The organism is Providencia sp. PROV129, assembly GCF_028482245.1.
Classification (GTDB): domain Bacteria; phylum Pseudomonadota; class Gammaproteobacteria; order Enterobacterales; family Enterobacteriaceae; genus Providencia; species Providencia vermicola.
On the sequence record NZ_JAMPQD010000005.1, the window covers coordinates 13,965 to 38,489 of the forward strand.

Genomic DNA, 24,525 nt, shown 5'->3' on the forward strand with positions numbered 1-24,525 from the left:
TCTGAGGTTGTTGACAAAGCAGGATAAAAGCGTGGTTTTTCCTGCTTTGTGTTATCAGCCGAAAATCAATAAATTGATTTTCCTAATTTATTTTCAAAACCTATCCAACCTGAAGTCAAACCTAATCGGTTTGCCAGCAGTCTGAGAAGCCATAATTTTTTATGGCTTCTGAATTTCTGCAAGATATTGAGTTAAGCTGTCAATAAAAACGCGGATACGCTGGCTGACAACGCGGTCACTGTAATAAACGGCATGGAATGGCAAAGGAACAGGCTGTAAGTCTTCTTTTAATATTTCGACAAACTGGCCATTTTGAATATCTTTATTCACCATAAAGTCAGACAAGCATGCAATTCCATTTCCCGTTAAGCAAAGCTGCCTTAGCGTTTCTCCACTATTTGATGATATCCCTTCCGTGACTTCCATTAATTGCCCATCAACACTTTTAACTGGCCACATATTTAATGATGCGGGTTCAGTAAAGGTTAAACATGTATGGTTCAAAAGCGCTTGAGGGTATTTGGGTTCACCGTGTTGTTCAAGGTAATTTGGAGATGCGATTATCTTGCGGTAGCTATTAAATAATGGGCGGGCGCGTAAGCTGGAGTCGGTGAGTTGCCCTGCACGTATTGCAACATCGACTTTCCGTTCGATTAAATTAACAAAGGTTTCTGATGACACTAACGACAAATGAATGTCGGGATATTGTTGACGAAAAACAGAAACAAAGGGGATTAATATATGCAATACAATCGGTGTTGCAGCATCAATTCGTAATAGGCCTTTTGGGGAAGCTTGCGTTTCGTGTAATTCATTTTCTGCTGCTTGCATTTCTTGCAAGATAACTTTCATACGCTGAAAATAAAGTTCGCCCTCGGCGGTTAGGTCAATTTGCCTTGTGGTGCGGTTAAGCAAGTTGACACCCAATTTTTCTTCCAGTTTTTTGACGATTCGACTTACTGCTGAATTTGCTAAATTCAGTTTATCAGCTGCTTTACTAAAACTTTTTTGTTCTACCACTTCAATAAATACTCGGGCTTCTTCAGATGTTGCTCTCATAATGATTTTATTAGCCAATAAGATGATAGAAAAGAAGGCAGTTATAGTAGCAGAAATAAAAAGTAGTAGGGAGTAAAAGGGTTACAGTAGTAAAGCGTTATTTATTTGACTATTTTCGACATAATAATTAGTCCTTTATGCTCAGTAAAATCATTCCGTTTATAAAATTTTTCTGCGGGGAAACCTCGTTCAGTATTTAGAATAATGGCATTAAAATTACGTTTTATATATTATTTAAGAGCATTTTTAATGTATCAGTATAATTTTCTTTTGCTTTGCCATAAATAAGCTGATCATTGGTTGCTGTTGCTAAAGCTTCGCCGTGAGTATAGTCGATTAAAATGTGCCCCCATTGGGTTGCTTGTTGTGTTGATAATCCTAACTCCGTTAATAACTGGATTAGCTCCTTGGTTATGCGAGAGGCTTGCTCGGGAAATAACTTAGGTGTGCTAAATATTGCTAACGTAATTTGCGGGTATTGAATGATTTTTTCGCGATATCTAAGTAAAAGGTTTTCTATTTTGGGGTAAATGCCTTTTATATCTGCAATATTAACATCATGATAAAGCGTGTTACCAATAGCTTTAATTAATGCATTTTTATCAGAAAAATAGTGGTAAATAGCCATTGGTGTGATGGCCATCTCCTTGGCTATTAACCGCATAGATAATTTCTCAATCCCTTTTTCATCTAATATCACTATTGCTTTCGCAATAATATTTTCAGGTGATATGTTGAGTTGTTGTGATCTCGGGCGTCCAGGTTTACGTTCTGTCATTTGACTATCTCATAATGAGATTGAATAAACCCTGAAGGGAAGCTTTGAGTATTTAAATGTTTTAGCCAAATATCATGGGATAGAGGGCCAAATAAAGAACGTCCTTCACCTAATAAAATAGGAATTTTAGTGATAATAATGTCGTGAATTAGCCCTTGTTTTAAAAAGGATTGAACAACTTGCCCACCATCGATATAAACACGCTTATAGCCTTCAGCCTCTAACATTAGCATGACTTGCTTTGGAGTCTGGTTTGAAAACCGTACCTTACCGATTAAATGCTCAGGTACGGATTGTGCGGAGAGCTTGGATGAAAGCACCACAATAGGTTTTTCATAGGGCCAAGGTGTGAAGTCACAAATTGTTTCGAATGTTCCTCGACCCATGATGATAGCGTCGATGTTGTTGATAAAGCTTTCGTAGCCATGATTTTCATCAGGCAGGTCCTGTTGTAAAAGCCACTTAATATCACCATTTTTACGTGCAATATAGCCATCTAAACTGGTTGCTATGAAGACATGCCCAGTGATCATTATGATACCTCCAGAATTAATTATACGGTGTATAATAATGTAAAAATATAGGAATGCTAGTTTTAATAATGTGGCTATATATGTTTTGTTTAGTTATTGATAACATGCAGCCTGAGTACTAATTTTTCTCGTTCTTTTCTTTTAGATTACTGCTCAATCATTTCGCTGTCTTTGTATTCAAACCACTTATCATCAAAACCCTTCGATATCATAGCGCTATCACTATGTAATAGTATTCTAATGATGTTATTTGAAAACTGGCTTTTATTTCTCTCAAGATGCCTGATCTCTGAAAAAGTGATGGGTTCTATGCACTCTTTATTATTATATAGCCGTCTAAAACCATGTTTGAAATTTTTTTGATTGATGTCACTGAGTAAAAAACCTTTTTCATCATTTTGGTTCCAAGTGAGAATGATTGAATGGTGGTGTTGGAGAAAGAAATTCAATCCGATTTTACTTGTATTTCTAAAAAAATGGTTTTCAATTAAATTAAATAAGCCAGATGAATTCCAATTTATATCCTCCTTGTTAGTTTGATATAGATCTTGTAATTTCGCTCGAAATTCTGATAGGGATTGACACGGTAATATCTTATTTTTAATAAAATTGTACAGTTCGTTGCTATTAGTTTTTGGTGATGTATTTTTTATGATGAGTTTTTTTAATTCTTTGAGTTGTTCCTGTGTGTTACTCTTTTTAGCTAAATATTGAAATATATCGATTTTATGCTTGTTATTCGCTAGCGTAACTTGCCATTGATTAACGAAAGGAAGATATGATTTTAGAACCCAATCAGCGTCCACCGTTGAGCGGTTTTCTAGCGCGTTAACAAAAGCATTTAACTGTTCGTCCAGCTCGCCATATACACTACATAATGGGTAAACATTCACTTTATTTAGGCCAATACTTTGATTTAAACTGCCTATCATGATGGTTTGTACTTCTTTATTAACAGCTCTCATGTAGTCAGCACATTCTAATTGATGTTTACTAATACCGTAAATAGCCGCTTTTTTTATGTCATGCTGAATATTATTTTTCAATTCATCACGTTCCTGATTAATTGCTATTTTTTGTTGACTAGTACTTAATAAATCGAAGGGGTTTTGGCTGCTCTCCACATTATGGAGATGACTGATGAAACTCGAAGTATTATTTTGTAGTGGATTTATGTTTTTTATTTTACTATTTGATAGTATTGAAATTTCATTATTTACGTTAAGTGGCATAATTTACCTTAAAACTGAGTGTTTTTGTAAATTATAATTATTATGTTGAAATGTAGATTTCAAAAAACGCCAAATAAAATTTATTTAACTTAAAGGTTTCCGATTGTAACAATTGATCCAAATCAATTTAACAATAAATACCCTATTGGTGGTAATTTTAATTGTTGTTTAACTACTCAGTTAATATTAATTAAACTTTTATTTTCACTTTAATTGATTTTAGGCAATATCTAATCATATTAGGCTGCTATTCTCTCACCGATTTATACAAAAAATATAAAGAGGTAGCAATGAACGTTAGTCGCAGAAAGTTTTTTAAAATCTGTGCTGGCGGGATGGCAGGTACAACTGTAGCTGCGTTAGGTTTTATGCCTGGAATGGCAATAGCTAATGTACGTGAATATAAATTACTACGTTCTAAAGAGACGCGTAATACTTGTACTTACTGTTCTGTCGGTTGTGGATTATTAATGTATAGCATGGGCGATGGTGCCATGAATGCTAAATCCGCGATCTTCCACGTCGAAGGAGACTCCGACCACCCTGTAAACCGTGGTGCTTTATGTCCTAAAGGGGCTGGCCTGCTGGATTACATTCACAGTGAAAATCGTTTACGTTACCCAGAATATAGAGCGCCAGGCTCTGATAAATGGGAACGTATTAGCTGGGATGATGCTTTCACGCGTATTGCGCGATTAATGAAAGATGACCGCGACGCAAACTTCATTGAAAAAAATGAACAAGGAACAACAGTAAACCGTTGGTTATCCACAGGGATGTTATGTGCATCTGCTGCAAGTAACGAAACGGGAATGTTGACCCAAAAATTCGCACGATCGCTAGGTATGCTGGCGGTTGATAACCAAGCGCGTGTCTGACATGGACCAACGGTAGCAAGTCTTGCTCCAACATTTGGTCGCGGTGCGATGACCAACCATTGGGTTGATATTAAAAATGCGGATGTTGTCGTCGTAATGGGCGGTAACGCTGCGGAAGCTCACCCTGTTGGGTTCCGCTGGGCAATTGAAGCAAAAAATAATAATGATGCAACACTGATTGTTATCGATCCGCGTTTTACGCGTACCGCATCAGTCGCAGACCATTATGTGCCAATTCGTTCAGGCACCGATATTACTTTCTTATCGGGCGTTTTACTGTATCTAATTGAAAATAATAAAATCAATGCTGAATACGTTCAGAACTACACCAATGCGGCGTTAATTGTCAGAGATGATTTTGACTTTGAAGATGGTCTATTTAGTGGCTATAACGCTGACAAACGCAGTTATGACAAAACCAGCTGGAACTACAAATTTGATGAAAATGGTCACGCACTGCGCGATGACACATTACAAGACCCACGTTGTGTTTGGAATTTACTTCGCAAGCACGTCTCACGCTATACGCCTGAGATGGTTGAAAAAATTTGTGGTACTTCACAAGCCGATTTCTTAAAAGTTTGCGAAATTCTCGCGACGACCAGCGCTTCTGATAAAGCAGGTACGTTCCTGTATGCCTTAGGTTGGACACAACATACCGTAGGCGCGCAAAACATCCGTACCATGGCAATGATCCAATTACTGCTTGGTAATATGGGGGTTGCTGGTGGTGGTGTGAACGCATTGCGTGGTCACTCAAATATTCAAGGTTTGACAGACTTAGGCCTGTTATCTACTAGTTTGCCAGGTTACCTGACATTACCTTCAGAAAAACATCTTACTGTCGATAATTACCTGACGGCAAACACGCCAAAAGCGACATTACCGAATCAGGTGAACTACTGGAGTAATTACCCTAAATTCTTCGTCAGTTTGATGAAATCGTTCTACGGTGATTCTGCACAAGCAGATAACCAGTGGGGCTTCGATTGGTTACCTAAATGGGACCAAGCTTATGATGTGATGAAGTATTTTGACATGATGAGCCGTAACGAAGTGACGGGTTACATCTGCCAAGGCTTTAACCCAGTTGCGTCTTTCCCAGACAAAAATAAAGTGGTTAGTTGCCTGAGCAAGCTGAAATATTTAGTGGTTGTTGATCCTCTGGTCACAGAAACAGCAAATTTCTGGCAAAACCACGGTGAGATGAATGACGTCGATACCGCTTCAATTCAAACTGAAGTGTTCCGTTTACCATCAACCTGTTTTGCGGAAGAAGATGGTTCAATCGCTAACTCAGGCCGTTGGTTACAATGGCACTGGCAGGCTGCGGATGGCCCAGGTGAAGCGCGTAATGATGGCCAAATCTTAACGGGTATTTTGTATAAAATCCGTGAAATGTATGAAAAAGAGGGCGGCCAAGGCCAAGAACCTCTGATGCAGATGAAATGGAATTACAAACAGCAATTCCACCCTGAATCAGAAGAAGTTGCGAAAGAGAACAACGGTATTGCACTGGCTGACCTCTATGATGCGGATGGCAATCTTCAGGCGAAAAAAGGCGAGTTACTCAGTTCTTTTGCATTGCTGCGTGATGACGGTACAACCGCTTCGTCTTGTTGGATTTACACTGGTTGCTGGACAGAAAAAGGCAACCAAATGGCGAACCGTGATAACAGCGACCCATCAGGTATCGGTAATACACTAGGTTGGGCATGGGCATGGCCTTTGAACCGCCGTGTGATTTATAACCGAGCATCTTGTGATACCAAAGGTAAACCATGGAATAAAGACCGTGTGCTTATCGAATGGAACGGTAAAAAATGGGTAGGTAACGATATTCCTGACTTTAACGCTTCTGCGCCAGAAGTAGGAACAGGTCCATTTATCATGCAACCTGAAGGGTTAGGGCGTTTATTTGCTATCGATAAGATGGCTGAAGGGCCATTCCCTGAGCACTATGAGCCGTTTGAAACGCCATTAGGTACAAACCCATTGCATCCAAATGTGGTGTCTAACCCTGCTGCGCGAATTTTTGATGAAGACAAGAAGCGTCTTGGTGATCACAAAGATTTCCCTTATGTAGGAACCACATATCGTTTGACTGAGCACTTTCATACGTGGACAAAACACGCTCGCTTAAACGCGATTGCTCAACCAGAGCAATTTGTGGAAATCAGTGAAACCTTAGCGAAAGCGAAGGGCATTGCATTGGGTGATAAAGTCAAAGTCAGCAGTAAACGCGGCTTTATCAAAGCGGTCGCTGTGGTGACACCACGATTGCAAACCCTGATGGTTGATGGCAAACCGATTGAAACGGTTGGTCTGCCAATTCACTGGGGCTTTGAAGGCGCAACACAAAAAGGTTTCATTACCAATACGTTAACGCCATCTGTGGGCGATGCTAACTCTCAGACTCCTGAGTATAAGGCATTCTTAGTTAACATTGAGAAGGCGTAAGGGAGGGAACATGTCCATGCAATCTCAAGACATTATTAAACGTTCCGCGACCAATAGCATTACGCCTCCGCCGCAGGCGCGTGATGATAAGCTGGAAGTGTGTAAGCTTATTGATGTGTCATCCTGTATTGGCTGTAAAGCTTGTCAGGTGGCATGTTCTGAGTGGAATGATATTCGTGACGAAGTGGGCCACTGCGTAGGGGTTTACGATAACCCTACGGATTTAAGTGCCAAATCGTGGACGGTGATGCGTTTTAGCGAAACCACGGAAATGGGCAAGTTAGAGTGGCTGATCCGTAAAGATGGCTGTATGCACTGTACCGACCCAGGCTGTTTGAAATCGTGCCCATCTGCAGGTGCAATCATTCAGTACGCTAATGGTATTGTGGATTTCCAATCAGAGCACTGTATTGGTTGTGGCTACTGTATCGCGGGTTGTCCATTCAACATTCCACGATTGAATCCGAAAGATAATCGTGTGTACAAATGTACTTTGTGCGTTGATAGAGTCAGTGTTGGTCAAGAACCTGCTTGTGTGAAAACGTGTCCGACAGGGGCTATTCGTTTTGGTACAAAAGCCGAAATGCTGGAATACGGCGCAGAGCGCGTCACGAAACTGAAAAATCGTGGTTACGCCCAAGCGGGTATTTATGACCCTGAAGGCGTCGGTGGAACACACGTTGTTTATGTGTTGCATCATGCGGATAAACCCCAGCTTTATCACGGACTGCCTGAAGATCCACAAATTGATACCCCAATTAATCTGTGGAAAGGCGTTCTGAAACCACTTTCTGCAATTGGCTTTATTGCAACCTTTGCGGGATTAATTTTCCACTATGTGGGAATTGGCCCGAACAAAGAAGTGAGTGATGAAGAGGAGGACGATAACCATGAGTAAAAAAAGCAAAATGATTGTACGGACAAAATTTATTGACCGTGCTTGCCACTGGACGGTGGTCATCAGCTTCTTCTTGGTTGCGTTGTCAGGTATTGCACTGTTTTTCCCAACACTGAAATGGCTGACGGAAACTTTCGGTACACCACAAATGGGGCGTATTCTTCACCCATTCTTTGGTGTGTTGATTTTTGTCGTACTGATGTTTATGTTTGTGCGCTTTGTGAAACACAATATTCCAGATAAAAAGGACTTACCTTGGATCAAGAATATTGTAGAAGTCCTCAAAGGTAACGAGCACGAAGTTGCGGATGTTGGCAAATATAACGCAGGCCAAAAAATGATGTTCTGGAGTATTATGAGTATGATTTTCGTACTCTTAGTGACTGGGATTATCATTTGGCGTCCTTACTTTGCGGATATGTTCCCGATGTGGATGATCCGTTGGAGCCTGCTTATTCACGCAGCAGCTGCGATTATTTTAATCCACGCAATCTTAATCCATATGTATATGGCATTCTGGGTTAAAGGCTCGATTAAAGGCATGATCGAAGGCAAAGTGAGCCGTCGTTGGGCGAAGAAACACCACCCACGCTGGTATCGTGATGTTGAAGCGAAAGAAGCTAAAGCAGAAGCGGAAAGTAAAAAGTAATTTACGTATAAGCTAAGCAACCTGAAGCCATCACAGTGTGATGGCTTTTTTGTGGGGATTGTTTTGGTGGCATTTTAATTACGGTAATCGCTCGCTTTAATGCGATACAACACATGTTCTTGTAGCCAATGACCATCAGGGAGCGCAGGGTGATAAAAGTTATCAGGCTGTTTTATCATGCCAAGGCGTTTCATTACCGATTCTGATGGAATGTTGGGAACCGCGGTAAATGCAACTAACTCTTTAAGTTTTAACTGGGTAAACGCCAGCCGAATAACGGCTTTCGCCCCTTCAGAAGCAAAACCTTGATGCCAATAATCAGGAAGCAAGCGCCAACCAATTTCAACGCAGGGGGAAAAGGGCAGGTTAGCGGCGGGAATATTTAAGCCAAGAAAGCCAATAAATGCACTGGTTTCTTTTAATTCGGCAGCCCATAACCCCCAGCCACCTTGTTGGCTAAATTTTGTGATGATGGTTTCTAAAAACTGTTGGCTTTGTTGCTCATCTAATATGGCAGGAAAGTAGCGCATCACGTCTGGGTTGCTATTGAGCGCATAAAACGCGGCGCTATCTTCCTCTTGCCACTTGCGAAGGCGTAATCGCGGGGTCTCTAATTCGAGAATGTTCATGTTACTACGCTATTTTTAAACGCATATGTAAGAGTGGAAAAGGGTTTCCTTCACCATCTAACTCTGAACGGTCATATTGTACAAACCCCATATGTTCATAAAATCCAACAGCTTGTGGATTTTGCTCATTCACATCAAGCTCTGTGATACCCCATTTTTCAATGGCGTATTGTAGGAGCTTCTTCCCTGTCCCTTGCCCGCGGTTTTCTGGGGAGATAAATAGCATTTCAAGGCGATTTTCAGCGTAACCAAGAAAGCCCACCATTTTACCTGTATCATTAAAGGCGACAAATACAGCTAAGTTTGGCAAATATAGCTGTTTAATTGCTACTTTGAGTTCGTCAATTTTTTCTTCAGGTAAAAAATCGTGAGTGGCTCTAACAGAAGCCTCCCAAATTCGAATTATTTCATCATCATGTGCACGCGTGGCAGCTTGGACTATCATTATCTTGTCTCCCTAAAATAATGCTGCAATCTTAAATTGCAGACCTGTAATGTCAATGTCTGATTTTAATTTTAGTTAAGGCTAGTTTTGAGATATTAATCTCAGAAAAAAAAGTCAACTTTGTCATTATGAGATAAGTTTAGATTATTGGGGCGGTTTAACGTCTTTTCACTTTTCCATATTGGTAGGGGTATCTTAATGAAATACAAAGTGTTAACGCTATGTTTATCTGCGGCCTTATTTGCACCGATTGCACCAACCATGGCAAGTACCGACAATCAAGCAGATATGGTTTTAGACCAAGTTTTAGTCCTTAGCCGCCACAATTTACGAACACCAATAGTTAATACAGGTATTCTCACTGAAGTGACTGATAAAAAATGGCCGGATTGGGATGCAAAAAGCGGTTATCTCACTACTCAAGGTGGGGCGCTTGAAGTATATATGGGGCATTATTTTAGAGAGTGGATTGACCAAAATAAGTTACTCGCGGATGAGTTATGCCCAACTAGTAACGAAGATATATATCTGTATACCAATAGCTTACAAAGAACGATAGCGACAGCACAGTTTTTTGCAGCGGGGGCATTTCCTGGCTGTAAAGTGAATATCCACCATCAGCCAGAAATTGGTAAGATGGACCCTGTCTTTAACCCGATTATTACCAATGGCTCGCCTGAGTTTAAACAAAAAGCCCTTGCGGCAATGGATGATTATCTTAAAGGTTTATCACTAAAAGCAGGTTATGAAGAACTTGATACCGTATTGAATATTAAAGATTCTCAAAAATGCAAAACGGATAAATTGTGTAACCTCGATAGCCAAAAAAATAGTTTTATTATCGAAGCAGATAAAGAGCCGGGTGTTAGTGGCCCATTGAAAATTGCGAATTCTGCAGTGGATGCTATCGACCTACAATATTATGAAGGTTTTCCCGCAGATCAAGTCGCATGGGGGCTAGTGGACACCCCTGAGAAATGGAAAAAACTGAATACTCTGAAAAATGCGTACCAAGAGACCTTATTTACGCCAAAAATTATTGCGAAAAATGTGGCTCATCCAATCCTCAATTATATTGATAAAGGCTTTGTATCCGTAGATAAAGGGGAAACAGCTAAATTTATTTTCTTAGTGGGTCACGATTCCAACATTGCTTCATTGATGTCAGCGATGGATTTTAAACCGTATCAGTTAGCGCAGCAGTACGAGCATACGCCAATTGGCGGTAAATTGGTTTTCCAGCGTTGGACAGACAAACAAACGAAAAAAGACTTTATGAAAGTTGAATATGTTTATCAAACTGCAGATCAACTTAGGGACAATGCCTATTTATCTCTTGAGACACCCCCAAAACATGTGACTTTAGAGCTAAAAGATTGCCCGGTTGATAAAAATGGCTATTGTTCATGGGAAGATTTCCAAAAGGTGATGGCGAAAGCATTGGAACAATAAACGTTTAATCTTCCTCGTTAAGGCCCATTAATAGTAATGTTCAATGGGCTTTTTTCATGTTGAAATTTATGTTTAGCTGCTTACAATTCAGCCATCTTATTTTATCGAGTGACAAATATGCCTATCCAGTTTTTACGACTTCCCCAAATTCCAACAGCTGAGATTATTGCGCTAAATACACACCCATTAGTATTGAAGCATATGCCTCTGGGGGATGCACTATTTGATGAAGCATTTTGCCGAAATTGGGTTGCGGGAAAAGAGCAGCATTGGAGCCTGTATGGTTATGGCGTTTGGGCATTTGTTATCGATGGACAATTTGCGGGGTGGGGTGGGCTGCAAAATGAAAACGGTGATGCGGATTTAGCCCTTGTTTTGCATCCAGTATTTTGGGGGGAAGGCAAACGGATTGCGGTACAAATGATCCAAAAGGCTTTTAGTTCCCTGAATATTGATTCCCTAACCATTCATTTGCCATTAACAAGACTTAAGCTAGCGGCATTATTGCGCTATGGATTTGTTGAAGACGGCTTGGTTGATTTTGATGGCGTACCGTTTAAACGGTTTAGGCTGAAAAAAGCCGATAAAAAGACGAAAAAAACCCCGCTATAAAAGCAGGGCGTGAAAATCACGAAAATGTTTATGAGCCTATAATTTACCGCAATTAGCGATGAAATAGTCTTATAAAGTGTATGGATTTATACGTTTTTGTAACATTTATTGAGCTTAAGCTTATTATTGGTAAAGTAAGATGAAATTACTAAAAATTGTAGATAATAAAGCTTATCTGACAACCAGTACGCTTGTTTTTGCGTAACGTACGACGGATGCTGCATTTGAACCTAATAAATAGGTTGTCATACTCGGGCGACGTGAACCCAGTAAGATAATATCAGCATTAATATCTTCGGCAGTGGCTAAAATTTCATCTTTAACCGAACCAACACTCGCCTTTGCATGCACTTTTTCCGCAGGAATTGAAAACAACTTAATTTTCTCTTGTAACTCAGCAAGAATAATCTCAGCTTGTTTTTCATCATTCGGGAAATCGCCTGGTAAAATGGTGCCACCATAGCGTAGATAATTAGAAATTGGGGCCGTGACCGCAAGAAAATGAATATTAGCATTATTCAATTTTTGCAGAGAATTGACATGTGGAACTAACATATTGGTCAGAGCATCTTCGGTTACATCGATCGGAACTAAAATTGTATTGTACATAAATTCTCCTTTTTTCTTTTATATTATAAGTTTAGAACATTCTTATACATTTTGATATTGATTATTCATACTAGAATAGTAACTGATTGGTTGGTGATGGGGTGTGAGCCAGTAGTCGCAATCAGATTTTTAGCAAAGAAAAAATAAAAACGAACATGACCGATGATGGTGATGTTCGTCAAAATAGGAAAGTTTTAATCTAGAGGAAAAGGGCTGGATTATTTTTTAGAGCACGCTTCTTTAATGCCAGCTTTACAGGCTTGCGCTAGGTAATCAGCCGCTAATTTATCATTAATTTCGGTACCTTCACCATTCTCAAGCATCTTTCCGAGCTGATATTGTGCGGGAGGAAATTTTTTCTCAGCAGATTTTTGGAACCACTCAAATGCGGTAATATAGTTTTGTTTTACCCCAATACCTTGATAATAAAATTGCCCCATATAGTTTTGTGCTTCAACATTCCCTTTATTCGCTGATTTTTCAAATAACTCCATCGCAGTTTCAAGGTTTTGTTCTACACCATTACCATTTAGGTACATATCGCCTAAAAATAGCTGAGCATCAGAATTGCCTTTATTTGAGGCCATCGTCAGCCATTTTTTGGCTTTACCGTAGTCTTGTTTCAGCTCATTACCCAGGTAGTAACCAATCCCAAGCATCACTTGTGCTTTAATATCGCCTTTTTGGGCTTCTTGCTCAATACGTTTGATGGTTTCTTTAGGAACCGCAGCAACACTGAGATTAATGGATAAAATAAAGATAAAAATAAGTGAAAGAATTCTAAGCATGGTTTTATTTCTTATGTCATCGATGTTTATTACTATTATTTATAGGCTATAAAATGTATTTTTGCACATTAATTATTGAACTCGCCTAACTACTTCAAGCATATATGTAATGCCATAGTGCAGATATCGCGTTTTAAATAATAAATATTCTTTTCAGGCGTTACACCCTTTTAGGGTAATTAGCGTGTTGAAATACTCTACGTCCATAATGGGTAAATTACAATATCTATTCTAAATTACATCTTATAGGAGTATTTTTGTGGTGTTAAAATATGACGCTATATGATTGTTGTAACAAAATATTAATGTTTTTTTATTTTTTAAACTAAGTATTTCTAATTATGATAATTATATATTAATAGACATTTTATGAATAAAGTAAAAATTAATTTTTTGTTGAAAATCCTTTTTGGTGAATTATGCCAAAAAATATCATAACTTAAACGAAAAATGGCTTTATTTAACGATTTTGGATATAACGATATGAAAAATAGAAAACTTAAATAATGAAAGGTTAGAAAGATAAATAAAGTGTGAATAAAAATAGGTTCACACTTTATTTACACCAAAAAGGTGATTGTTTCAGTTATTTTAAATATTATTCACCAAATAAGGGTGTTGGTTTTCCATTGTCATCAATGGCTACAAAGTTAAACTGGCCATGGATAACTTCTTCACGGCCTTCAGAATACATATCTTCCAAGAAGATGGATACATTCACCGTTAAGCTGGTTCTACCGACTCGGATGACTTTTCCGACTAATTCAACAATCGTGCCTGATGGAATGGGATGTGTAAAATTGATCTTTTCTGTAGAAACGGTCACTAAACGTTTTCGGCTAAAGCGGGTTGCAGTGATAAAAGAGACTTCATCCATCCATGCTAAAGCTGTACCACCAAATAAGGTGCTATGGTGGTTAGTTGTGGTCGGGAATACAACTTTAGAAACGCGGGAAATGGATTGTTCGATTTTTTGTGCGATGACATCATCAACGATGGAACTCATGGTTGGGCCTTACAGTTGTTACTTAGTGTATTAATAATGTTAAGGCTAAGTGTAATACTCATCACAAATAATTACAGCAATAAATGAGAAGTGAATCGATCCAGTTTGGAAGGTTTTTGAAATAGAGCACATTTTGCTATCGTGATGATAAAAATGTATTTATCCACACCGATATGGTGTGAATGAAAACGAATAAAATGAGGCCAGTTAGTTATCTAAATATTCAGCACTCATTCGAATGGCTTTTGCATTATCACCACTTTTTACGCAAGATACCAAAAAGGCTTTGGATTCTGTCCAAATAGTGGCGGAAAAATCTTTACCATCAACATCTTTTTCGATGGTAATCGGGTAATTTTCAACACCATCTAACCACTCTTTTAAGCCAGATTTACAGGTTGCAAAATCCTCTTTTGCTATCGAGCCATCTAAGGTAGGCGTTGCAGTTTGGGGTTTTTTCCCAGAAGCAATCATATTTTCAACTTGCTCTAGGGTGTAGTTTTTCTCTGCCACTACGCCGAAACTCACTAACGAAATCATCATTCCTAATAATAACTTGTTCATAATCACTCCATTTGATTTAAGTCGAGAATGTTAAGGGATTGAGGAATATTAGGCAATAAAAAACCCTCCAACTTGGAGGGTTTTTGTGATCGCGATGAAGCGAATAAACTAGCTGAATCTGTACAGGCTAAATGGTTTTACATTCAGTGCAGGTTCTTTGCCTAACAATAAGTCGGCAGTTAATTCAGACGAAACTGGGCTTTCTGTCATACCCCAACCTGTTGCGGTATTGATAACCAGACCTGGGTACTCATTAACTTGGGAAATAATTGGGTGTTCATCTGGTGCGATGGCCATTGCTCCGCTCCATTGATCAATCAGTTTTGAGTCTTTAAATGCAGGGAATTCGGTTTTTAGTTTCTCAAATGATGCATTCAGTTCTGGCAGGTCTGGTAATGCTGTCATATTTCTGTGTTTTTCAAACGGTGAAACTTCATTCAATTTCCAGCTAGTTGGCTCTGTGAATGAGTTAATCAGTTGCTCATTTAACGAAATGTGCACTGGGAAATCAGGCATTGATAATAATGGGATATATTTATAGCCGTAAACGAAGGAATCTTTCACCACTGGTGCGACGATAACACGTGGAGAAGTTGCATAAGTGCCATCAGCTTGTTCACGGAAGAAGATATTACCTGGTAATGCGACGTTACCACCTGGCGCTGTTGGTGAACCAGAAATTAACTGTTGGGATTGATAAGCAGGCAGAGTTGGGACGTCTACCCCTAAATTCTGCATAAACAAGCGTGACCAAACACCGCCAGCCACAACGACACGAGAGGTTTTGATCGCCCCTTTTTCCGTAACGACATCTGAAATTGCGCCACCTTGAGTTTCTAACCCTCTTGCTGCGCAGTTGGTGTAAATTTTGATCCCCAGTTTTTTGGCATGCTCTGCCATCACGAAGGTCGCAATTTCAGCATCTAAACTGCCTGAATCTTCTTCAAATCCAGCAATGCTCCATTTAGATTGTGCACCTTTTAGGCGCTGATCTAACTCTGCACCTTCAATAATACGAGTTTTGAATGGGATGTCAGAACCGACATTTTTGCTGGTGGTATCAATCCACTCTCTCACGTTGACTAAGTCTTCTTCGTCAAGAGGGACTTCAACACGGCCTTGGGTGCGGTAGCTGGTATCAGCACCGACTTTGGCATTCATCTCTCTCCAGCGATGTTTACCGAGATGGTGAAGTAAGAAGGTTTCTTCTGGCATTTTATAGGTGATAACTTGGCCGTAGAAACGGGATGATTGCTCACCCGCGATATTGCCTTTTTCAACGATGACAACATCTAAGCCTCGACCGACTAATTCAATAGCAGTCATAATCCCTAGAATTCCAGCACCAATAACAACGACGTCAGCTTGTTGTGGTAGTGCACCTTCCGTCCCTGCAACGAAGCCATGTCTTGGCTTACCAGGTACAAAGCGACCTTCACGCGTTAGCATTGGCGTTAAAATTCCAGCACCAGCGGCTACAGTGACAACCGCGCCACCAATAAGAAATTTTCTTCTAGTAATAGCCATTTATAGAGTTCCTTATATAGAATGAGTTTTTAACAGTTAATCAAAGCGTTAATAAGTAATACTTATAATTGTAATTATATTTTTAATTATAATTATGATTGTAAACTAATTTAACGTTGATTTAAAATTTTTAATTAAATGTTAAAAAAATTATTATCTAATCTGAGATAAGGAACACAAAAGAGAAGGAAGAGTCATACTCATCACATGACGAGCATCATTTAATGTCATTTTTGAGAGTGCGGATATTGGTTGAAGTATGAGCTCTTGAATCTAGAATTTGTAGTTTATTGATTAATTTGAATTTTACCTGTTAGGAATAAGGCTGCATTTCCTGTTAGCTTAACTCTGCCGTTATTGACCTCGCAGTGGATTATACCGCCTCTTTTCGAGAGTTGTTTTCCGACCAATGCTGTTTTTTGTAATCGTTCTGCCCAAATTGGGGCAATGGCACAGTGTGAAGTGCCAGTGACAGGGTCTTCATTTACTCCCTTGGCGGGGGCAAAATAGCGTGATACGAAGTCACAGTCGTCTTCAGTACTTTGTGCTGTAATTGTTAACCCTGGCAGAGGAAGTTGTGCAAGGCGTTGCATGTCTGGTTGGCAGTTTTCGATTTGCTGTCTATTTGAAAGAAAACACAGATAGCGGTCTTTGGCGAGCCAAAGCTCAGTAATTTCAATACCTAAAATATCAGCAAGTTCAGGGAATTGTATTGGTGAACTGAGAACTGAATCAAGGATGGGAAAATCAAGAGTGAGGCCTTGTTCACTGCAGGTTACCACTAATTCTCCCGAAAGTGATTTAAAGACGATTGGCTGGGCGTGTTGCTGTAAGACATGGTTAAGGACATAAGCTGTAGCTAAAGTGGCATGGCCACATAAGGCAACTTCCATTTTTGGGGTAAACCAGCGGATATGCTGACCGACTAAAAATGCCGTTTCCGATAAATTAATTTCCGCGGCAATGGCAATGAGCATATGATCAGGTAGCCAATCATTCAGTAGTACAATGGCTGCGGGATTCCCTTGAAATAAGGTATCTGTAAAGGCATCAACATAGTAGACAGGTAGAGAAAGGGACATACTTAACATTCCGGCTTATGGTAGATAAGACAGTGAGTATAATCTGATTAGAAAAAAATAATAAGCTAAGTAATCGTATGGGAGGAAAGAAAACTGCCCAACAACAATATGTCATTGAGCAGTTCAAGTTAATGAAGATAACTACGCTTTGGCTTCGTTTTTATCCGCATTTTTAAGCATCTTTCTTACTGGAATAATCAGTGCGGCCAATACGACAGCACAGATAACCAACGCGATAGATACGTGGGAGAACAATTCAGGCATGGAATCCAGTTGGTCTTTACGGATGTTACCGCCCATAATACCTGCCGCTAAGTTTCCTAATGCACTGGCACAGAACCACAGCCCCATAACCTGACCACGCATTTTTTGCGGTGCTAGCAAGGTCATTGTTGCTAAACCAATTGGGCTTAGGCACAGTTCACCTAAAGTCAGTAATAAGATACTGCCCACTAGCCAGAACGGTGAAACGCCACTTTGTGTTGCTAATACTTGGTTTGCTGCAACCATCATGATAGCGAAACCGCCCGCGGCAAATAAAATACCGATAACAAATTTTGTCATACTGCTTGGGTTCATATTGCGCTTAGCAAGGGATGGCCAGAACCAGCTAAATACAGGGGCTAGCAAAATAATGAACAGAGCATTAATGGATTGGAACCAAATGGTTGGGATTTCAAAGCTACCCATTTGGCGATCGGTATAGTCACGAGCGAAAATGTTAAATGAAGTCGGTTTTTGCTCGAAGGCTGACCAGAAGAACGCGGCTGCAACCAGTAAAATCAAACAAGCTAATAAGCGTGAGCGTTCACTGCTATTTAAACCTGCAAAGAAGAACATAAACAGGAAGTAGATGCCCACACAGGTTGAAATCACGTAAGCAGAACTTTTAGCGATCATTGATGCGTTGAATGGGATTGTGCCGTTATCGATTAAGATAACCAATACCGCGAGCAATGCCATCGCAAAAGTGACCCATTTACCGACATTTTTACGTTGAACTGTCGGGTGGTTCCAAGTGGAATCTAAGCCGACTTCTTTGTCGTAACGACGCATTTGCGGAATAGCATAGAAGCGGAAGATTAACAGCGCCACTAACATCCCTAAACCACCGAGGCCAAAGCCTAAATGCCAACCGTATTTTTCATGCAATGGGCCAATGATTAATGGTGCAATAAATGAACCCATATTGATACCCATATAAAACAGGGAGAAACCGCCATCACGGCGTGTATCTTCTTTCTTATACAGGGTACCTACCATCACGGTGATACAGGTTTTAAACAGCCCCGTTCCGAGTACGATCAGCAATAGACCAACAAAGAAGAAGGTATTCGTTAAAAATGCAGACATTGCGATGGATAAGTGACCAAATGCAATGATCAATGAGCCGTACCAAACCGCTCTGCGTTGGCCTAACCAGTTATCAGCTAACCAGCCGCCTGGTAACGAAGTGATGTAAACACCACCTGCAAAGATACCAACGATAGCAGAGGCTTGTTCAATTGGCAGCTCCATGCCGCCTTGTAAGAGTGCCGCACTCATAAACAGAATAAGTAGCGGGCGAACGCCGTAGAAAGAGAACCTTTCCCACATTTCGGTAAGGAAAAGTGAACTCAGCGGGTATGGATGCCCGAAAAAAGTTTTTGTTTTAGTCGCAGAATTATTCATCTGTGAACTCCCATAAATCATCTCTTGAGAGGTTGTGCATGATATAAAACACCAAGCCGAGCGCCTGAGTGTCGATTATTATTTGATATGTTAACTTTCAGTTTGGAAACATATTTTTAACATACATTATTATAGAATCGCCTATAAACAGAATGAATTTATTGTAAAAGGCGAGGTTTTAAGGTGAAAAGTCGATATAACTCTCATTTTTCACGATAAGGTAGGGGAAGATACAGGATTTTCATTGACAATAAAAGAAAGAATTTTGAATCGATTAAGTTGTTATTAAACAGTTAGTTAATCATATAAAGTATTATTTTTTCGTTAAGAAAACAATAAAGCTTATAAAGCATCAGGTTTTTGGTTAAAAACTATCTGGCTAATTATTGCTCAGTTGGTGAAGCGCGTAGGCCATCTGATTGGCGTCGAATAATGAGCCAAGAATAGATAAGATTAAAAAGGACTAAAGCAGCTGTGAAGAAAAAGACAGCTCTGAAACCATAGGTTGCTGCAACAAACGACCCCATCAGCGGCCCCGTTACATTCCCCACATCCCGCAAAGCTTGGTTATAGCTGAAAATGCGGCCAGTCACTTGGTGCGAAATATTATAAATAATTAGCGTCTGAACCGCTGGTAGTAAGGCGGCATTAAGTGCCCCTAATAAAAAACGTAGGAAACCTAACTCCCAATAGCTACTCACGAGCCCCATCGGGAATAACACGAAAATTGAAGTGCCTAAAACAGCCAATAGGACTTTTTCAGGGCCAATTCGATCACTTAATTTACCTAGCATTGGTGCGCTGATTAACGCGGCGACGCCAGGAATAGATGCAATCACTCCACTAACAAATGCTAGGTTTTCAAGGGAGTCTGACAGTTCTCGAACATAAAGGGTAATGACAGGGTTAATGGAACCCATTGCTGCCTGAATAATCATTGTGGTGAAAAATAAGCTGATGACCAAGTTTTTATTCCGTAGGGAGGCAAAAACCTGTTTACTGGTTAAGGCATCTTTGCGCGAAACAGGGGTGAAACGTTCGCGAACATAAAAAAGGGTGACGAAAAAACAGATAAATAGAACGGTTGCTGTGATAAAAAAGACGGGGCGTAAACCATACTGGTCAGCAAGGAACCCACCAATTAATGGGCCAATGAGCGCACCACTCACAGCCCCCGTGGCCAAAACGCCCATTGCCCAGCCACTTTTTTTCACTGGAATTTGTGTGGCGATTAGCGCATTGGCATTGGGCACAAAGCCACCAAGCAAGCCGAGTAAGGCTCTGAGTGCCAATAATTGCCAGATATTTTGTGCAAAGCCAATCAAGACCATCACAATCGCCATGCCAAGCGCAGAGCGCAGCAGCATTAACTTACGACCTTTACGGTCAGATAGCCGCCCCCAGAACGGCGCGGCGATGGCGGAAAACAGAAAAGTAATACTGAAAACAGCGCCGGTCCATAAATTCAACGAAGCGTGGTCTTTGACGCCGAGCTCTTCAATATAAAGGGGAAGAAAAGGCATGATTAAGCTAAAGGCAGCACCTGTTAAGAAGCAGCCGAACCAGACGACGTATAAGTTTCTTTTCCAGTAATTACCTTTTCCTGTCATATTTTCCCTTTATATTCAGACCGCTTATTTTCCTGTTATATTCAGACCGACAGCGTTGTTGCCGTCACTCAGCTACTCAGGTCACATACTTGTGTACGCTCCTTGGGATATCTTCATTTAGGCGCCTCGCTGTAGGGCTGACTATTTAGGGAAAACTTTTGGCTTATTTTCCTGTTATATTCAGACCGACAGCGTTGTTACCGTCACTCAGCTACCCAAGTCACGTACTTATGTACGCTCCTTGGGATATCTTCATTTAGGCGCCTCGCTGTAGGCCTGACTATTTAGGGAAAACTTTCCATCTATTTAGGAAAAACTCTTTGTTAGGTAGGGCTACAGCTATTTTGTCATAAATTAATGATGAATTTTATCGAGATCGCCATACAGAGATGTTTCACCTTGTGGGCGCGTTTTAAAACGGCGATGTAGCCACATATATTGCTCGGGCGCACGCAAAATTTCTTTTTCGATGACTTGGTTCATCATCGCTGCAGTTGCCACATTGTCTTCTACAGGGAAATTATCCACTGCAGGTTGAATGAGAAGCTCATATCCTTTGCCGTTGGGTAAACGTCGTGGGACAAAAGGGACAACCAGTGGGTTGGCTAAGCGAAGTAATATTTGTGAGCCATTAGTGGTTGCTGCCTTTTCAACCGCAAACAACGGTGCGAAGGTACTATTGCGTGGGCCATAATCGTGATCAGGGGCATACCAGAGAATTTCCCCGTCCTTCAGAGCACGTACCATCCCTTTGACATCTTTACGGTCGAGCATGTATTTATTTGAACGTAAACGCCCACGGGTTTGTAGCCAGTCAATCAGTTTATTATCGTTAGCACGGTATACCCCAATACCTGGGTTTAGCATACCAAAAGCACGCCCGCCTATTTCTAAGGTGAGAAAATGTATGCCAAGCACGATAATCCCGCGGCCAGTCTCTTGGGCAGATAACATATTTTCACGGCCTTCGACCTTAACCCAACGTTTAATGCGCCAATCAGGCCAAAACCATGCCATACCCGTTTCAAATAATCCCATACCGACAGATTCGAAATTTTTATCAATATAGTGTTGCCTATCTTGCATACTCATCTCTGGAAAACACAGTTGCAGGTTACGATCGGCAATTTGTACGCGTTTTTTTAGAAAGCGCTTGGATAATAACCCTAGGCGAGTCCCCATCCAATAGATAACAGGGTAAGGCAGTAAAACAAGAAGATAAAGTACAGTAACACCTATCCACGTTAACCAGTAGCGAGGATGAAGTAGGTGTTTTTGAAAAGTAGGCGCTGGTATCATTAGTATCCGATTATTTTTAGTCTGTAATGGTGAATTTTTATTAATTAGGTTTAATTGAATCTAATTATATCAAATTATTTTTTTAATAAGTTCACTGACTGCATGGTACTCATTAATTCAGCGATGTTTCTCACCGCCATTTTTTCCATCACGCGAGAACGATGCACTTCAACAGTACGTACTGAAACACAGGTAGCTTCAGCAATTTCACGGTTAATTAAACCTTGGAGCACATAGCGACAGATTTCTTTTTCGCGGGGTGTTAGCATTTCATAGCGTTGTTTAATTAGATAATTTTCGGTGGATTGCGTGGTTTGCCGTTGAGCTTGCTCAAGAGTTTTTGCCAGTTGTTGGCTATCAATCGGTTTTTGTAGAAAATCTACGGCACCAAGTTTGACTTGCTCAACCGCCATAGGAATATCCCCATGCCCAGATAGAAAAATCACGGCTAAGGTGCTGTGCTGATCGCACAGATATTGGTGGACTTGCCGACCATCTAGCTTTGGCATGCGCATATCAAGCAAAACCACCCCCTCTTGGTGAAGGGCTGCATGTTGAATAAATTGTTCACTGTCATTCCAAACGGTAACAGTGTAGCCCAGCGTTTCAAGTAAAAACTGGCAGGCGTCGGTCACATCGGTGTCATCATCCACTAGATGGATAACTGGCATAAATACATACCTCGTCGTGTAGAGGGTGACTATTAAGATAGATACTAGTCAGCTCAATAAAGCTATTGTCACATATAATTAATCTGAATGTTATCAATTGCGTGGCATACAGTGCTTAGTGGTGCAAATTATCGGGATAATTAAAAATTAATGTGACTCGCAAGCCGTTTAATCCATCATCACTCAGGTTGTTTTCAATACGAATATCCCCACCTTGACTTTGAATCAAGCGCTGGCAAATCACTAAGCCAAGCCCTAAGCCTTCTTTTTTGGTGGTTGCGAATGGGGTTATCCCTTGTTCAAGTTGTTCTAAAGGCATACCCCCTGCATCATCTTGCAAGACCAGTAAAAAGCGGTTTTGGGCAAAATGAAAACCAAAGTGTAATGTGTTGGCTCCTGCTTGCAGGCTGTTGCTGACTAAGTTGGACAATAATTGCTCCAATAGGGTCTCTGGCAGTACCAACGACACATCTTGGGTGTCTGGTAGTAATAATTTTGCATTAGGGTAATGTTGGTCAACGCGTAAAAGTTGCCAAATATGCTTAATAGCTTGTTTAACAGATTGTTGGCTTAAAATTAGTGCTGGGTCTTGCCCTGGCTTGCCCGCCCAAAGACGTAAATTACGGATGATATCCGCCCCACGTTGGGCTTGGTCGTCAATCTTTGTTAAGGCATTAATTAAAGGATGCTTTTCCGACTCTTTATTCAGCCGCAAAATACACCCTTGTGCATAGTGCCGAATAGCCGATAACGGTTGATTGAGTTCATGAGCAAATCCTGAAGCCATTTCCCCTAAAATATTCAACCTTTGAGCTTTTTGTAAATCTGCCTCTTGCTGGCGCAGTCGGTTATGCGCCACTTCTAATTGACGACTTCGGCGGCGAACTAAAAATGCAATCCATACGTGGTTCACCCCAAGAAGGACAAAAAATAGAGCAACAAAGCCAAGGGTAATTTGGTTTTGAATTGTCCAACTGACAATATCTTGCCAAATTTGCCGCTGCTGTGGATGTTGGTTCACATCCCGCAAAAGGGTTTCCACTTGGGTAACGGAGGCGGGGGCTCCCCAGCGCATAGTACTTTTATCTGTTGAAAGTAAGGTTTTAGTGACCTTGTCGACAAGGTTATCTGGCACTTCGCTTAGGGCCGCAAATGACCAATTGGGATAAAGTTCCGTGCTGGTCAGGCAAGACAGAGAACTAGGATGTTGAATAAGCGGTCGGAATTGCGTTTTATCAATTAGCCCTTCACTGTGCATATTTTCCAATAAACAAACAGGAACGATCGCGGCTGACAGTGAACCATCGCGTAAGGCATACAGCAGGGCATCCGCAGGGAAGCCTAAAAACTGCATTTGAAAATCTTTTTCGGCGTCATAGCCTAAATCTCGCAGCACTTTATAGCCTAATAAATACCCACCAAAAGCATCGGGGGAAATCGCCCCCACTTTTTTACCAATCAAATTTTGAGGTTCAGTCATGTCACTGTTATTGCGTACCAGTATCAGACTACCAATCACGTTGCGGGTGGTGCTATTAGGTTCGACATCGGAACGCAAGGAAAGTAGCCACCGTAAGTGGTAGCGGCTGTCGAGCTGAATAAACTGTGCTGGGTTAGTCAGTAAGAAATCAATTTTTTGGTTGGAAATGGCTTCACGCATTTCATCGAGATTTAAGGGCTGGAGAGTGAAGCGTTCTCCTGGAATTGAATCATTTAACGTATCGACTAAAGGTTGCCAGTGAGATTGTGTGGAACTGGGGCCACGCAAAGCCAAAACGCCGATTGTCCATTGCGCAGAAATCGCAGGAAATGACCATGTTAAAAACATGGTTAATAGTATGTGATACAACAGTATAGGCGATTTTTTTAACATATTTGGGTTATTCGTTGCGTTAGATCAATTTAGCTTCGGGTATGTGGTAAACCACAATAGGGCGCTGGCTCCTCTCTTCCTACAATGGCACTACAAGCTTTACCAAGATAACACACCAGTTTTAAAGAGAAATAAGAATTTCTGCGGTTATCTTAACTGGACTGAATCGATTGTCAATAATGCTTGTAAAACAAATAACA

General features: G+C 40.5%; 22 protein-coding genes. 5 read left to right on the forward strand and 17 right to left on the reverse strand.

The features are described from left to right. Window positions 1-159 precede the first annotated feature (159 nt). The 4 genes from yafC to PSF27_RS01655 form a co-directional block, all read right to left on the reverse strand. The gene (yafC, locus tag PSF27_RS01640) at window positions 160-1,059 is read right to left on the reverse strand and encodes a DNA-binding transcriptional regulator YafC (RefSeq protein ID WP_206086700.1); all 900 of its coding nucleotides are present in this window, start codon (window positions 1,057-1,059) and stop codon (window positions 160-162) included. 223 nt (window positions 1,060-1,282) lie between these two features. Continuing rightward, on the reverse strand, window positions 1,283-1,837 hold the full coding sequence (locus tag PSF27_RS01645) for a TetR/AcrR family transcriptional regulator (protein WP_272680761.1): 555 nt from the start codon (window positions 1,835-1,837) through the stop codon (window positions 1,283-1,285). Beyond that, window positions 1,834-2,370: a dihydrofolate reductase family protein gene (locus tag PSF27_RS01650; protein WP_272680762.1), complete on the reverse strand. Its 537-nt coding sequence runs from the start codon at window positions 2,368-2,370 to the stop codon at window positions 1,834-1,836. The genes PSF27_RS01645 and PSF27_RS01650 overlap by 4 nt, the downstream gene beginning before the upstream one ends. 146 nt (window positions 2,371-2,516) lie before the next feature. After that, window positions 2,517-3,602, reverse strand: coding sequence for a hypothetical protein (locus PSF27_RS01655; RefSeq protein ID WP_272680763.1), 1,086 nt, complete (start codon window positions 3,600-3,602; stop codon window positions 2,517-2,519). A 290-nt stretch (window positions 3,603-3,892) separates the two neighbouring features. Between PSF27_RS01655 and fdnG the strand changes: the two genes are divergently transcribed. The 3 genes from fdnG to fdnI are packed head-to-tail and all read left to right on the forward strand — an operon-like array spanning window position 3,893 to window position 8,487. Further along, on the forward strand, window positions 3,893-6,940 hold the full coding sequence (gene fdnG / locus PSF27_RS01660; protein WP_206086704.1) for a formate dehydrogenase-N subunit alpha: 3,048 nt from the start codon (window positions 3,893-3,895) through the stop codon (window positions 6,938-6,940). A gap of 10 nt (window positions 6,941-6,950) precedes the next feature. Beyond that, the gene (gene fdxH, locus PSF27_RS01665) at window positions 6,951-7,838 is read left to right on the forward strand and encodes a formate dehydrogenase subunit beta (protein WP_206086705.1); all 888 of its coding nucleotides are present in this window, start codon (window positions 6,951-6,953) and stop codon (window positions 7,836-7,838) included. After that, complete coding sequence (fdnI, locus tag PSF27_RS01670) at window positions 7,831-8,487, forward strand: formate dehydrogenase-N subunit gamma (protein ID WP_206086706.1); 657 nt, start codon at window positions 7,831-7,833, stop codon at window positions 8,485-8,487. Before fdxH ends, fdnI begins: the two co-directional genes overlap by 8 nt. Window positions 8,488-8,561: 74 nt before the next feature. Here fdnI and PSF27_RS01675 read toward each other — a convergent pair whose 3' ends face one another. Next, the gene (locus tag PSF27_RS01675; RefSeq protein ID WP_272680764.1) at window positions 8,562-9,116 is read right to left on the reverse strand and encodes a GNAT family N-acetyltransferase; all 555 of its coding nucleotides are present in this window, start codon (window positions 9,114-9,116) and stop codon (window positions 8,562-8,564) included. 4 nt (window positions 9,117-9,120) lie between these two features. Beyond that, the gene (locus PSF27_RS01680; RefSeq protein WP_206086708.1) at window positions 9,121-9,561 is read right to left on the reverse strand and encodes a GNAT family N-acetyltransferase; all 441 of its coding nucleotides are present in this window, start codon (window positions 9,559-9,561) and stop codon (window positions 9,121-9,123) included. Window positions 9,562-9,759: 198 nt separating this feature from the next. Between PSF27_RS01680 and agp the strand changes: the two genes are divergently transcribed. Next, window positions 9,760-11,013, forward strand: coding sequence for a bifunctional glucose-1-phosphatase/inositol phosphatase (gene agp, locus PSF27_RS01685; RefSeq protein ID WP_206086709.1), 1,254 nt, complete (start codon window positions 9,760-9,762; stop codon window positions 11,011-11,013). Window positions 11,014-11,130: 117 nt separating this feature from the next. Next, window positions 11,131-11,625: a GNAT family N-acetyltransferase gene (locus PSF27_RS01690; protein WP_272680765.1), complete on the forward strand. Its 495-nt coding sequence runs from the start codon at window positions 11,131-11,133 to the stop codon at window positions 11,623-11,625. 171 nt (window positions 11,626-11,796) lie between these two features. On the opposite strand, the gene PSF27_RS01695 is transcribed toward PSF27_RS01690, so the two are convergent. The 11 genes from PSF27_RS01695 to ttrS form a co-directional block, all read right to left on the reverse strand. Continuing rightward, complete coding sequence (locus tag PSF27_RS01695; protein ID WP_272680766.1) at window positions 11,797-12,234, reverse strand: universal stress protein; 438 nt, start codon at window positions 12,232-12,234, stop codon at window positions 11,797-11,799. Between the two features lie 218 nt (window positions 12,235-12,452). Then, the gene (locus tag PSF27_RS01700; RefSeq protein WP_206086712.1) at window positions 12,453-13,022 is read right to left on the reverse strand and encodes a tetratricopeptide repeat protein; all 570 of its coding nucleotides are present in this window, start codon (window positions 13,020-13,022) and stop codon (window positions 12,453-12,455) included. A 598-nt stretch (window positions 13,023-13,620) separates the two neighbouring features. Beyond that, a complete protein-coding gene (locus PSF27_RS01705) occupies window positions 13,621-14,028 on the reverse strand; it encodes an acyl-CoA thioesterase (protein WP_206086713.1) in 408 nt (135 codons plus the stop codon). 207 nt (window positions 14,029-14,235) lie between these two features. After that, window positions 14,236-14,592 carry a hypothetical protein gene (locus PSF27_RS01710; RefSeq protein ID WP_272538704.1) on the reverse strand — a complete coding sequence of 119 codons (357 nt, stop codon included), beginning with the start codon at window positions 14,590-14,592 and terminating at the stop codon, window positions 14,236-14,238. 108 nt (window positions 14,593-14,700) lie between these two features. Further along, window positions 14,701-16,119 (reverse strand): NAD(P)/FAD-dependent oxidoreductase, encoded by a 1,419-nt coding sequence (locus PSF27_RS01715; protein WP_206086715.1) that lies wholly within the window; start codon window positions 16,117-16,119, stop codon window positions 14,701-14,703. Window positions 16,120-16,406: 287 nt separating this feature from the next. Then, entirely contained in the window at window positions 16,407-17,201 is a 795-nt protein-coding gene (locus PSF27_RS01720) for a PhzF family phenazine biosynthesis protein (RefSeq protein ID WP_272680767.1), read from the reverse strand. A gap of 141 nt (window positions 17,202-17,342) precedes the next feature. Further along, window positions 17,343-18,872, reverse strand: coding sequence for a peptide MFS transporter (locus PSF27_RS01725; protein WP_206086717.1), 1,530 nt, complete (start codon window positions 18,870-18,872; stop codon window positions 17,343-17,345). A gap of 383 nt (window positions 18,873-19,255) precedes the next feature. Then, on the reverse strand, window positions 19,256-20,482 hold the full coding sequence (mdtG, locus tag PSF27_RS01730) for a multidrug efflux MFS transporter MdtG (RefSeq protein WP_206086718.1): 1,227 nt from the start codon (window positions 20,480-20,482) through the stop codon (window positions 19,256-19,258). Window positions 20,483-20,836: 354 nt separating this feature from the next. Continuing rightward, window positions 20,837-21,781: a Kdo(2)-lipid IV(A) acyltransferase gene (locus PSF27_RS01735; protein WP_272680768.1), complete on the reverse strand. Its 945-nt coding sequence runs from the start codon at window positions 21,779-21,781 to the stop codon at window positions 20,837-20,839. A gap of 74 nt (window positions 21,782-21,855) precedes the next feature. Beyond that, complete coding sequence (gene ttrR, locus PSF27_RS01740; protein WP_206086720.1) at window positions 21,856-22,452, reverse strand: tetrathionate respiration response regulator TtrR; 597 nt, start codon at window positions 22,450-22,452, stop codon at window positions 21,856-21,858. A 115-nt stretch (window positions 22,453-22,567) separates the two neighbouring features. After that, window positions 22,568-24,325 (reverse strand): tetrathionate respiration histidine kinase TtrS, encoded by a 1,758-nt coding sequence (ttrS, locus tag PSF27_RS01745; RefSeq protein ID WP_206086721.1) that lies wholly within the window; start codon window positions 24,323-24,325, stop codon window positions 22,568-22,570. Window positions 24,326-24,525: the final 200 nt, after the last annotated feature.